Below are 12,307 nucleotides of genomic sequence, written 5' to 3'. Positions count from 1 at the left end.
GCTCCTTACTATGGTTGAGTATTTAGGGTGGGTGAGACAGGGGCATAGGCTTCACTCAATTGATGCCAGAGATTGGCTAACTCACTGTAGGCTTGGGTGGTGGAAAGCTTGCCACTGGTATGGAGGGCAGCAATAAACCCTGCCCGTTGTGCAAATTTCTGTAAGTAGGCATCAAAGGTCAGCGCGTCTAGGGTGACGTGCCCACGGTAAAGGGTATAGGGGCACAGAAATGTCTGCTTTGCATTGTGGGTCATCATGGTTCTAAGCTCCTTTGAGAAACGACAATAGGATTTTTAGGGTTTAACGAGAGAACTCAAAGGGTGAGAACTCTCCCAAGCTGGCGATCGCTTGGCTCATGGCCGTAATCATCAGGTGTCCAAGGGCAACACCCAGCACTTCCGAAAGGGTAATCCCCAGCATTTCGGCCATCATGCTGAACAAACAAACTTCAAACATAGAAACTCTCCGTTGCTAATGGTTTTGCCACGCAACAACCTGAGCGATGAAAAGTAGTCGTTCAATAGAAACGTGAAAAACGCTTGACTACTGGCGATCGCTCTCAACAACTAGACTTGAGCCAGCCAACTTTAGGCAGACTCAGGTAAATACGAGACTGAGACCTATTGAGCAATTTGCTTCGTGATCCATCTCCATTTGCAGATCAACTGCCTTGGAACGCGCGGAGATGAACCAGAAGTTCAAGCTATTAGGCAGCAGAAAAGTCTGAATTCACCTCGGCGATCCTTAGGGGAGAGAGGCTCCACCTATGGCAGGGATCTTCATTAGCGGAGATGGGGTCAGTAGAAGCAACGCTACAGTGACTACTACTAGACTCCATCAAGAAAATCTCCAAAAATAGCTAAATACAGGCAGCCGAGGAAATCTCTCAACCGCCATTTGGAATTCTAGTGGGTGAGCAAGCGTTTGTCAAGTACGGATCATACGCGCTTAGAGAGTTCAAGTAGAGCGTTTCTAGTCCTACAGCCCTTTTCACAGGGATCGAACACCCTCAACGCTGTAAAGGTCGCGATGGCAAAGTATCCCATTCCCCTTGTGTGGCCTATATTTAACGAAAGAGCTTTAATTCGCTAAAATTATTAATCATTAATTAAACTTTCATAGTGTAAAGCGTCCAAAACTGTCTTAATCCTTGATAAAAATTGTGGATTCTAGCGAATGATCATAGCTGAATTTGAGCACTTTACCGAATTATTGGTCAACTACACAGATGATCTCATTTGCCTGCACGAACCGGATGGCAACTATCTATATGTGACCCCCTCCAGCAAAACCCTTTTAGGCTATTCTCCTGAAGAACTGATTGGTAAGAGTCCCTACACATTATTTCATCCTGAAGATGCCGAACGAATCCGCAGTGGTGCCCATGCCCTCGCCCTGCAAGGCAGTGTGAATGTCACCGAAACCTATCGCATGCGAAAAAAAAATGGCGGATATATTTGGTTAGAAACCCTGACGCACCCCATTTGTGATGATGGGGGAAATGTTTTATTTTTAGTAACCACATCGCGGGATATTACCCGTCGCCGTCAACTCGAACTAGAACTACAAGCCAATCAAGAACTTCTAGAAGCTTTCTTTCAACAATCTCTTGAAGCATGCTTTTTCATGATGTTGGATCGTCCGATCCGCTGGGATGACACGGCCAATAAAGAGGAACTATTAGAATATGTCCTTGATCACCAGCGCCTCACTCGCATCAATAGTGCCTTTGCTCAGCAATATCAACTGCCCCCTGAGGAACTCATTGGGCTGACGCCACGCATTTGCTTTAAGAATGATTTAGAACTGGCTAAGCGCCTGTGGCGGGCGCTCTTTGATTTGGGTTATTTCCATATTGAAATTGAACTTCAGCGCCAGAATGGCAGTTCCTTTTGGGTTGAGGGGAACTATGTCTGTCTCTACAACCAAAATAAAGAGATTATTGGCCACTTTGGCGTGCAGCGGGATATTAGCGATCGCATCCGTTTGCAAGCCGAAATTGCCCAAAAAACGGCTGAATTGGAGTATTTCTTTGGCTCTTCCCTAGAGCTATTTATGATTGCCGATAGTGAGGGACGGCTGCGGCGGGTGAATCAACACTGGCAACGCTGCTTGGGCTATGACTTGAATCAGTTGGCAGGGGCAAAGTTTGAAGAATTTCTCCACCCCGGCGATCGCCCCCGCCATCGGGAAATGCAGCAACGTCTCCTTGCTGGCGAGCAAATCACTAACCACACGATTCGCCTGCGCACTCAAGGGGGAGGCTACCGCTGGTACGAATGGCAAGGTCTTCTCAGTCAAGGGCGCATCTATGGCGCCGCACGGGATGTTACGGAACAGCGCCAATTTAGCGATCGCCTGCAAGCGGCCTACAACCAAGTGACCGATATTTTGGAGAGCATGTCCGATCACTTTTTTGAAGTGGATCGCGACTTCATGGTTATCTATGTCAACGGCAATTTTTGTCGTCTAGTGGGGAAATCTGCCTCAGAGATGCTGGGCAAAAACCTCTGGGATCTCTTTCCCGATGCCCGCAATTCGATTTTTGAAAGCCAAAGTCGGCGGGCAATGGCGGAAGAAACCCCTGTTCAATTTGAGGTCTTCTATGAGGGGCTGAACCAATGGTTTGCGGTACGGGCTTTTCCCACAGCGCGAGGTCTTGCGGTTTTCTCCCAGAATATTACGCTTCAGGTGGACTCCACTACTTCGTTACAGCGACGGCAAACCCAAGCGGAACTCCTGCATCGGCTAACGCTGAAAATTCGCCGTTCCCTTGATCTGGAAACCGTTCTCAAAACGGCCCTTGAGGAAGTGCGTCAACTGCTGGGGGTCGATCGCACGCTGATTTTCCAGTTCTATGCCGATGGCCGGGGTGAGGTGGTGGCTGAATCAGTGGCGGCACCGCAGTTTTCCCTCATGCACCGCACCTTCTATGATCCCTGTTTCCACCGTGAGTCTGCCGAAGCCTATGTCCAAGGACGGGTACTGGCGGTTGCTGATATTAACACCGCTGAAATGACCCAGTGTCATCGCGACTTTCTCAGCCAATTGCAGGTGCGTGCCCTATTAGTGGTACCGATTATTGAGGAGGAACGCCTCTGGGGATTATTCCTGTGCCACCACTGCTCTTCTCCTCGACCTTGGGCGATTGACGAGGTGGAGCTGATCCGCCAACTGGGAGAACAACTGGGCTTTGGTATCAACCGTGCCGAATTGGTCAGTGCCCTCCATCAGGAAAAGGAACGCTATCGGCGGGTTCTCGAGGCACAGACAGAACTGCTCTACCGCTGTACCCCTGAGGGACATCTCACCTTTGGCAATCCTGCATTCTTTCGCTATCTGGCTGAAGCAGGGATCAGTTGTGACTTTGGCGATGTGATCCAGCATCCCTTTGATCCGCTGACGCAGCAACGCTTTCAACAACACCTGCAAGCCCTCACCCCCACGCAGCCCATTAGTACGATTGAATGTGGCGTGACCTTTGGGGAAGGACGTTTTGCTTGGTTTGAATGGACGACCCGTGCCTTCTTTGATAACCATGGCCGCTGTGTCGAATATCAATGTGTGGGGCGCGATATTACCCGCCGCAAGGAAATGGAAGATCGCTTAATTCACGATGCCCTCCACGATGCCCTGACGGGACTCCCGAACCGCACGCTGCTTCAAGATCGCTTAAAACACTGCTGGCGTCAGTATCAACGCCATCGCGATCGCCCCTTTGCGGTTGTTTTTATTGATATTGATCGCTTTAAGCGGGTGAACGATAGCTTGGGACACCAAGCCGGCGATCAGGTGCTCATTACCCTTGCCCAACGCATGCAGAGTGTAGTGCCCGAGGGGGATACCTTGGCTCACTTGAGTGGCGATGAATTTGTGGTGCTGTGTGAAGACCTTGATCCCGAACAGATGGTGGCACAAGTGCAAGCACGGGTGGCTGACCTCGAGCGGGTGATTCAGGAACCGCTGATTATTGATGGTCATTTGTTGAGTTTGAGTGCCAGTATTGGTGTAGCCTTTAGCGATCGCGAGGCCGCCTCCGCCGCGACCCTCCTGCGGGATGCGGATATTGCTATGTACCAAGCCAAAAAACAAGGATTGGGGCAGTATCGCATCTTTGACCCGCAAATGCACACCCAAGCCCAAAGTTGCTTTACCCTTGAGAGCCAACTGCATCAGGCGATCGCCAACAGTGAGTTGCAAGTGTATTTTCAGCCCATTATTGAGCTGGAGAGCGGGGCGATCGTGGGTCTTGAGGCGCTGAGCCGTTGGTTTGACCCCGAAAAGGGTGAGATTCCTGCCGCTGAATTTATTGCCCTTGCGGAGCAAGCCGGTCTCATTGTCAGCCTTGGCCGACAGGTCTTTGAACGGGCGATGCAGGAATTCAGCCAGTGGCGGCAACAGGATAGCCGTCGCCAGACCATGACCTTGGGCATTAATATCTCGCCTCAACAACTGGTGGATGCCCACTTTGTCAGTGATATTTTGGCGGCGCTGCGCAGTGCCCAATTGCCCCCCCATCTTCTGCATCTGGAGATTACCGAAACGACCATGATCCGCAACCTCGAAGCCACATTGCAGGTGGCCGAGGAACTGCAACAACTGGGGGTTGCCCTGAATATTGATGACTTTGGCACGGGCTATTCCTCCCTGAGTCGGTTGCATCAGTTGCCGATCCACGCCCTGAAAATCGATCGCTCCTTTGTCCAGAGCTTGGAGAAAAGCCAAGCGGCTCAAGAAATTATTAGTGCCGTGATTGCCCTCGGCAAAAGCCTGCATTTAGATGTGGTGGCAGAGGGGGTGGAAACGGCGACCCAAGCCGCCCAATTAATTGACCTCGGTTGTCGCTATGGCCAAGGCTATCTCTTTTATCCGCCATTACCGATTGATCGCTTGTCCTAGGATTTGCTGCTGGTATCCTCATGGGGAAGAAAGGGCAGACTTTCCCACCAACTTTGATAGTTTTTCGTCATTTCCTGCCACCAGTCGGCGGGCTGTTGCAGTGCCTGTTGCAGGCGATCGCGCTCCTGTTCGAGGCGTTGAAGATTCATCTCCAGTTGGTGATAGGTGGTTTCTAGGGTGGTGAGTTGAGCATTGAGGGCTTGATGCTGTTGTTGCCAGTAATCGCGCTCTGCTCGTAATTGTTGATTTTCGGCGGCTAGTGCCTGAAGTTGCTGCTGGAGTTGGTGGCAGTGATCTTGCAGTCGCGCGACTTCGGCTTCGAGGGCGGCTTTTTGCGAGGGGTGTCGGAGCGATCGCAGAATCGTCCACAACAGAATCAGGGTGGCAACCACGCCATAGCTGGCCAGTGCCCAAGTCCCCTGTGCAGATAATGCCGCCCACACCATGGATGCACCCTAGGAAAGAGATACTGCTAAGGGGGGAGCGATCGCCTCTGCGAGATATTGCCGCAGCACCATGGCTAACCAATCAACATCGGCAGCGGTGGTCTCTCGCCCCAAGGTAATGCGAATCCCGGCTTTGGCAGTGTCAGGATCGTAGCCCATGGCCAAGAGGGTGGGACTGGGTTGGGTTTGGCCACTTTGACAGGCGGATCCCGCACTAATGCCAATGCCCGCAAGGTTGAGTTGCCGTACAAAGGTTTTGCCATTCAACGGCTGGCCGTGGCGATCGCGCAGAATCAAACTCAAATGATGGGGCAATCGCTGCCATGGATGCCCTGTTCGTTCCACTTGGGGATGATCCTGTAACTGCTGCCACAGGCGATCGCGCAGTTGAGCAAGGCGCATGGGTTCTGTCGCTAGTTCAGTTGTGGCCCATTCAGCTGCTACCCCAAAACCCACGAGGGTCGGTACTGCCTGCGTTCCTGCCCTGAGACCCAGTTCCTGCCCACCGCCACGCAAGAGCGGTTCTAGGGGCACCCCCGATCGCACATAGAGCGCCCCCGCCCCCTGAGGGCCATAAATTTTATGACTGGACAGCGAGAGTAAATCCACCCCTAGCCGTTGCACATCTAAGGGAACTCGTCCCGCCACCTGAACCGCATCCGTATGGAAAAGCACCCCTGCCTCTTGGCAAATGGCTGCAAGTTCGGCAATGGGTTGGAGCGTGCCCACCTCACTTTGGCCGTAGATGATCGAGACCAAGACCGTGTTCGGTTGCAGCGCCTGCCGCAGTTGGGCGGGTTCCACCTGTCCCCAGTGATTCACCGCTAAACGGGTCACTTGCCAGCCTTGGGCTTCAAGGGCAGCCGCCGGTTTGGCCACCGCTGAATGCTCGACTGCCGAAATGATTAAATGCTGAGGTTGGCGATAGCGTTGGCAAACTCCCCAGAGGGCAAGATTATCGGCTTCTGTGCCCCCAGAGGTAAAAATGATCTCATCCGCTTGGGCGTGAATCAGTGCCGCCACCTGCATCCGTGCCTGCTCAAGGGCGATAGCCGCACGTTGCCCCCACTCGTGAATACTTGATGGATTACCCCACTGCTGCTGATAGGCCGCCACCATCGCTGCAATAGCCTCTGCTCGACAGGGGGTCGTCGCACCATAGTCGAAATACAGTTGCATGGGCAGGAGCAGCTCCCAAAAACCAATGGCGGAACTGTCGTAAAACCCAGTCCCTTAAGCCAATTGTAACCGATTATTCCCTAGCTCCTTTTTGCTGCCAAACCGCTGAATCTGAGAGATGACTTGAATTTCTCCGGCAATAATCCCCGTAACCAGCTCCTGCATTGCTTGATATTCCGTAGCGCTCAGGGAACGCTGCCACAACAATTCATTGATCTGTCGCTCTTGAGCAGGGGTTACGATCCGAGTCGCCTGAATGCGGCGGACTAGCTCTAGCAGCGTCATACATCAATCCCCTTGAAATTTGCGTGTATGGTCTCAACTATGCCAGTGCTTCACAAAGCTTAACTGTGATCAACAGCACACAAAGACGTTGATCTCAATCACAAGTTCCCATTTGAGACTCAAAAGAATCAATTTTTAGAACTTTAGAACTCCACGTTGAGGCTGTCCCATGCCACCTGCGGATACAGGCGTTCGAGTTCCTCTAGGCAGGTAAACTTTTGCTGTCGCCGCCGCTCCAAAATCGCATTGGCTGTAGCAGCGTCAATTCCCAGCTTCTGCTGCATTTGTTGGCGGGTGGCACGGTTGATGGCGATCGCTGGCGCAGTTTTCTGAGCAACAGCAACCGTTTTCTCCTCACCCCGATTGGTCAGTATATCCCCTTTCTCTGGTGTAGTAGCTACCGCTGGCTGATCTTGGGGCGCGTCCCGGGGAATTTCGTAGTGGAGAAAATCCCGCGCCAAGCGAGTATTGGGGAAAATGGCTTGTGCTTCCGCGAGCAGATCCTCCACCTGCACGGGATTGCCGGGGGCGTAGCGGGCACTAAAGTGGGTGAGGAAGAGCAATTTCACTTGGGCAAAGGCCGCCACCTGAGCCGCCATCGTGGATGTAGAATGCAGCCGTGCAAAAGCCAGATCCGCCTCCTGATGAGAAAATGTCGCCTCGTGGATGAGGACATCCGCCTGCTGGGCTAATTCAACCGCACTTTCACAAAAGACCGTATCGGTGCAATAGACCATACTGCGCCCCCGCTGCGGTGGATCACAGAAGTCGCGGCCATCAAAGCTGCGGCCATCTGCGAGGGTGATCGTTTTGCCCTGCTTGAGTTGACCATACAGTGGTCCAAAGGGAATGCCCAAGGCTTGGGCTTTTTCCACATGAAAGCGACCGGGGCGATCGCTCTCGGTGACGCGGTAGCCAAAGGCAGGAACGCGATGATGCAGCAGCCGACAGGTCACGGTAAACTCGCCATCGCTAAAGACGTCCCCCGGCTCCACCGTATGCACCTGCAACTTGTAGGGAAGCCGCATCACAGACCAGCGCAAACAACTGGCAATGTAGCGATCCAATGTCGGCGGGCCATAGACATCAATTTGACTCACCGTTCCCGCAAGGCCACAACTGGCCAGCAAGCCCATCAGGCCAAAGATGTGATCGCCGTGCATGTGGGTAATGAAAATGCGGCGGATCTGACTAGTTCGCAGGTCGCTGCGCAGCAATTGATGCTGGGTGGCTTCACCGCAGTCAAAGAGCCAAATTTCCTTGCGCTGGGGCAGCCGCAGAGCCACACTGGAAACATTGCGTGTGCGGGTGGGCACCCCAGAACTGGTACCTAGAAATGTAATTTCCACGCTTAGTCGTCTAGGAGTTGCAGGTCATCAAAACGAATTTCAAAGGTGCTGGTTTGGCCATTTTCATGGGTGCGCACCACCTGGCGACTCATCAGGTAGTAATTGCCGACGGGCACATAGGTATCCTCAAACTCCATTTGCCGCAGCACCTCGTTGGTTTGCGGATTGCGGAAGACGGCCACATAGTTGGTGGAAATGTAGCCTGCGCCGGTATCAAGGGCTTCACGGTGGGTAATGGCAAAGGCGACTCGCCCCATGACACGGCTGACATAGACAATTTGATTGTCCCGCACCTTGTAGTTGGATCCCATGGCGTCACCGCTGACAAGGATTTCCACCGCCCCACTGGCGTCGGTTTCCCCACTTTGGAAGGTGTTTTTGCCATGAGCCTCTTCAAAGCGGTTGCGCTTGCGATGGACAATCACATCCCGCAATTGGTTGTAGAGGGATTCGCGCACTTGCTCGTCTGCAATGCCACTCACTTCAACGGTGTAGTCGCGGCTAACTTTCACCTGCCCTTGGTACGTGCCATCCTCTGCTATCAGTGTGACCTTGGCCGTAAAGCCGGGAAAATTCTCATCCCATGTGTAACGATTTTCGTAGGCGGCGCGAAAAAGCGCCTCAGCATCAAGAGCCTGTGTCGCTGGCATGGGGGCATCCTCAGTAACAGTCACATTGTTTTAAGATAACTCAATTCTCCGACCCCTTGACGGCCACGTATATCTAGTGTTCACTAGGGTTAAATCATGGCGCACTACACTAGATGTATAACCCCTAGGGGGTCACTCTCCTTTTTGACTGGACAGGAACACTATGGTGGCACAACTCGCGGTTTCCGTTTCTGAGGCAGGCTTGCCCCTAACCTATGGCATTGAGGGAGTGGTGCAGGTGTTTACCTGTCCGCAGCGACACTTCTTCACCACGGTCATGGCTCAGGCGTTGCGGGTTGCTGCCCAGGGCAGTGGCGTCATGATTGTGCAATTCCTCAAGGGGGGCATTCAAACGGGGGTTGAGCACCCGATTCAGTTGGGCCAGCATCTGACGTGGTGGCGACCGGCGCTACAACGCTGTTTAGGCCAAGGAGATTCGATCACTGACCAAGAAAAGGCAGCAGTGCGTGAGCTGTGGCAGCATTTGCAAACCACGGTGCAAGGGGGGCAGTATCGCTTGGTGGTCTTAGATGAGGTGAGTGTGGCCATTCAACTGGGGGTGCTGACTGAAGCAGAGGTACTGGATTTTCTCAAGAATCGCCCGCGTACCCTCGATGTCATGTTGACGGGGCCTGAAATGCCGGAATCGCTGCTGGCGATCGCTGACCAAATTACGCAGTTACGGCGTTTAATTTAGTAATTCAGGTTTAATTTAGGTTGGTTTAGGTCTAATTTAGGGCGGCAGAAACGGTTTCTAGCCACTCCAGTAGATACTCATTCACCAAGTCGGGTTGCTCCTGCTGTACAAAGTGGCCACAGTAATCCAAGTATTGAATTTTCAGTTCCTTGACGTAGGCTTCGGTGCCGTAGGTGAGTTCGATACCCAAGGTGGGATCCTGGCGCCCCCAAAGCATCAAGGTTGGTACATCGAGTACCCCCCACTCGCGACTCCAGAGACTTTGCAACCCCGCACGGTAGTAGTTGAGCATTCCCGAGAGGGCACCCCGGTGGGCGGCGGCATCTTGATAGAGCGCCAAGTCTGCGGGTCGAATGGCCTGCTGGTTCACTGCGGCCCAGCGAAAAATTTGGGCGATCGCTCCATAGCCCCCCCACTCCAAGAGGATCTCGGGTAGCCACGGCAGTTGAAACAGCAGCATATAGCTACTGCGCAACCATTGCTCGAAACTCAACTGTTGAAACTTGGCAGGATGGGGACAGGCCAGCACACTCAGGGTTTGAATCCGCTCCGGTACGGCATAGGCGACCCCCCAAGCCACCATTCCCCCCCAGTCATGCCCCACCAAGTGACAGCGCTGATAGCCAAGGCCGTCAATAACGCCGACAATGTCAAGAATTAACTCATCAAGAACATAGCTCGCGGTATCTTGGGGTTTATCGCTGAGATTATAGCCGCGCAAATCTAGGGCAACGACTTTGTGCTTTTCCGCCAAGACAGGAATTTGATGTCGCCAAGAGTACCAAAACTCGGGAAAGCCGTGGAGCAGCAGCACCAATTCGCCTTCTCCTTGGGTGACATAGTGGAGACGGATACCATTGGAGACAATAAACTTATGGATCCACGGGCCTTCAATCATACGCACCTTGGGGGCTGGCACTTTCCACTATAACCAAGGGAACTCCGCAGGATGGTGTTGCCCCAATCTCGCAAATAAAAACCCCCAGATGGAATGCGCCGTGGGGGTAATATGTGACCTAAGGAGTCAGAATGCTCCTAGTATAGGGGCAAAGCTTACAATTCTTACCAATTTTTAATAGGCAAGGGTTTCGAGGGCCTGACGCAGGTAAGCGGTAACGCAAGCATCGAGATCTGTGGGCTGCTCGACGACCACACTGGCTTGCTTTTCGCTCAGCCAACGCTGAAAACCTGAGCTGTGGGCGATCGCTCGCTTCAGGGAGTTCCAAACCTCGGCGGAGGCTTGCGGGTTGGGAACCGTAACGCTTTCCATAGATACTCTCCTAGTCGGTTTGGAGTGAGGGCAAGGATTCACCTATGGTTCTACGATAGCGTAGGAAACTCCCCCCGGCTGTATGCCATGTTACGATTTATTTCACAATTTGCCCACAAATCAGAAAAAGACACGGTGTTGCAAGCAGGGCATCTGCTGGCGTACTTGCTCAAGGCGGCTAGGCTCAATGGCTGCAATGGCGAGGCCGGGGCGATCGCCCGCATCGGCGAGGATGGTTCCCCAAGGATCGACAATCAGGGCATGGCCGTGGGTTTGCCGCCGCGCATAGTGAATGCCCGTTTGAGCTGGCGCAATGACATAACAGGTATTTTCGATCGCCCGCGCTTGCAGTAGAACTTGCCAATGATCCTTACCCGTGAAGGCGGTAAAGGCCGCCGGCACAAACAGCACCGTTGCCCCCGCTTGGGAGAGCGCGCGGTAAAGTTCTGGAAAGCGAACGTCGTAGCACACCGACAAGCCGATATTCCCCAGTTCCTTACTGGGATAGACAGAGGGCAATTGCCGCCCGGCGAGCACTGTGCCCGATTCGTGGTAGATATTGCCATCGGGCAAATCGACATCAAATAAATGCACCTTTTGGTAACGGCTCAATTCTTCTCCGTTGGGGCCAATGAGTACCGCTGTGTTATAGACTTTGCCTTCGGTTGCTGGTACCGGGTAGCCCCCGCCCACCAAGGTAATCTGAAATCGCTGCGCCATGCGTTTCAAAAAAGCCTCAGTCCGCTCAGCGATTGTTGCCGCTTGGGCGACTTTCTCGCGATCGTCACCGAGAAAGGAAAAGTTTTCTGGCAAGCCAATGAGTTCTGCTCCCCGTCTCACCGCCAATTCAATCAATTCTTCTGCCTGAGCCAGATTCGTCTCAAGATTGGGTTGGCTCGTCATTTGCACGGCGGCAGCGAGATAGGATTTCATGCCCGTTAAAAAAAAGACAGCAACCCCTCATTCTATCGTTGCAATCTGCCTAGGGCAAGTCTAGCGAGAACGCAGGTTCCGCAAGATCGGATTGCGTTGGGTCGGGAGCTGATGCTCATGGGCAGTGCGGTATGCCCAAAAGACATAGCCGGCAATAAAGAGGTTCAACAGCACGACTAGCAGTAGCTTGGTACCACTAATGGGATGCAAGCGCGGCGTTTTCTGCCGTGTTTTTTGGGGTAGGAATTGAACGGCCATGGCTGCTCTCAGAACGCAACAGTTCCAGAGTCCACCATCATTAGTCGTTGTTCACTCTCAATTTGTCTTCTCTGGCCAATAATGGCGACGTTCCGGTTGCCCCTACTATAGATCGCTGCCCCATTCGCCACCCAGCATCTGAAATGTTTTTTAATGGCTAGTCACAAAACTACACTATTGCTCAGACGCACCCCAAATACCCCTAAAAAGCCATCCGCCCCCAAGGAAGGCCTCAGGAGCGGTCTGGTGGTTATCGTGGGTATCAACTGCTAGGAGAAGTGGCCTCCTAGGTGTGATTTCAAATCAACAGATGGAGAACAACTCTTCCCTAGAGCTGAGCT

13 protein-coding genes are annotated in these 12,307 nt (G+C 52.9%); 2 read left to right on the top strand and 11 right to left on the bottom strand.

What is annotated here, in order from left to right; all coding sequences use genetic code 11:
* Positions 1–8: 8 nt before the first annotated feature.
* Positions 9–257, bottom strand: coding sequence for a DUF7219 family protein (locus KV190_RS08815; RefSeq protein ID WP_460192891.1), 249 nt, complete (start codon positions 255–257; stop codon positions 9–11).
* Positions 258–300: 43 nt separating this feature from the next.
* A complete protein-coding gene (locus KV190_RS08810) occupies positions 301–456 on the bottom strand; it encodes a hypothetical protein (RefSeq protein WP_460192889.1) in 156 nt (51 codons plus the stop codon).
* A gap of 720 nt (positions 457–1,176) precedes the next feature.
* Between KV190_RS08810 and KV190_RS08805 the strand changes: the two genes are divergently transcribed.
* On the top strand, positions 1,177–4,899 hold the full coding sequence (locus KV190_RS08805) for a sensor domain-containing protein (RefSeq protein WP_460192888.1): 3,723 nt from the start codon (positions 1,177–1,179) through the stop codon (positions 4,897–4,899).
* Here the strand turns inward: KV190_RS08805 and KV190_RS08800 are convergent.
* From KV190_RS08800 to KV190_RS08780, 5 genes are all read right to left on the bottom strand, one after another.
* The gene (locus tag KV190_RS08800; RefSeq protein WP_460192886.1) at positions 4,896–5,345 is read right to left on the bottom strand and encodes a hypothetical protein; all 450 of its coding nucleotides are present in this window, start codon (positions 5,343–5,345) and stop codon (positions 4,896–4,898) included. The two genes, KV190_RS08805 and KV190_RS08800, sit on opposite strands and share 4 nt — an antisense overlap.
* 9 nt (positions 5,346–5,354) lie before the next feature.
* Positions 5,355–6,524 carry a cysteine desulfurase family protein gene (locus KV190_RS08795; protein ID WP_460192884.1) on the bottom strand — a complete coding sequence of 390 codons (1,170 nt, stop codon included), beginning with the start codon at positions 6,522–6,524 and terminating at the stop codon, positions 5,355–5,357.
* 54 nt (positions 6,525–6,578) lie between these two features.
* The gene (locus tag KV190_RS08790) at positions 6,579–6,809 is read right to left on the bottom strand and encodes a hypothetical protein (RefSeq protein ID WP_460192883.1); all 231 of its coding nucleotides are present in this window, start codon (positions 6,807–6,809) and stop codon (positions 6,579–6,581) included.
* Positions 6,810–6,952: 143 nt separating this feature from the next.
* Complete coding sequence (locus tag KV190_RS08785) at positions 6,953–8,158, bottom strand: ribonuclease Z (RefSeq protein WP_460192882.1); 1,206 nt, start codon at positions 8,156–8,158, stop codon at positions 6,953–6,955.
* 2 nt (positions 8,159–8,160) lie between these two features.
* Positions 8,161–8,808, bottom strand: a complete 648-nt coding sequence (locus KV190_RS08780; protein WP_460192880.1) for a DUF3386 domain-containing protein — start codon at positions 8,806–8,808, stop codon at positions 8,161–8,163.
* Between the two features lie 163 nt (positions 8,809–8,971).
* On the opposite strand from KV190_RS08780, the gene KV190_RS08775 reads away from it, so the two are divergent.
* Positions 8,972–9,505 (top strand): P-loop NTPase family protein, encoded by a 534-nt coding sequence (locus KV190_RS08775; protein ID WP_460192878.1) that lies wholly within the window; start codon positions 8,972–8,974, stop codon positions 9,503–9,505.
* A 31-nt stretch (positions 9,506–9,536) separates the two neighbouring features.
* Here KV190_RS08775 and KV190_RS08770 read toward each other — a convergent pair whose 3' ends face one another.
* The 4 genes from KV190_RS08770 to KV190_RS08755 form a co-directional block, all read right to left on the bottom strand.
* Positions 9,537–10,403, bottom strand: coding sequence for an alpha/beta fold hydrolase (locus KV190_RS08770; RefSeq protein WP_460192876.1), 867 nt, complete (start codon positions 10,401–10,403; stop codon positions 9,537–9,539).
* Between the two features lie 174 nt (positions 10,404–10,577).
* Complete coding sequence (locus KV190_RS08765) at positions 10,578–10,775, bottom strand: hypothetical protein (protein ID WP_149817410.1); 198 nt, start codon at positions 10,773–10,775, stop codon at positions 10,578–10,580.
* 120 nt (positions 10,776–10,895) lie between these two features.
* Positions 10,896–11,708 carry a carbon-nitrogen hydrolase family protein gene (locus KV190_RS08760; protein WP_460192874.1) on the bottom strand — a complete coding sequence of 271 codons (813 nt, stop codon included), beginning with the start codon at positions 11,706–11,708 and terminating at the stop codon, positions 10,896–10,898.
* Positions 11,709–11,768: 60 nt separating this feature from the next.
* Positions 11,769–11,966, bottom strand: a complete 198-nt coding sequence (locus tag KV190_RS08755) for a hypothetical protein (protein ID WP_460192872.1) — start codon at positions 11,964–11,966, stop codon at positions 11,769–11,771.
* Positions 11,967–12,307: the final 341 nt, after the last annotated feature.

The organism is Thermosynechococcus sp. FA-CM-4201, from assembly GCF_054689355.1.
Note: the sequence above shows the minus strand (reverse complement) of the source record. Positions and strands in the feature narration are given on the sequence as shown.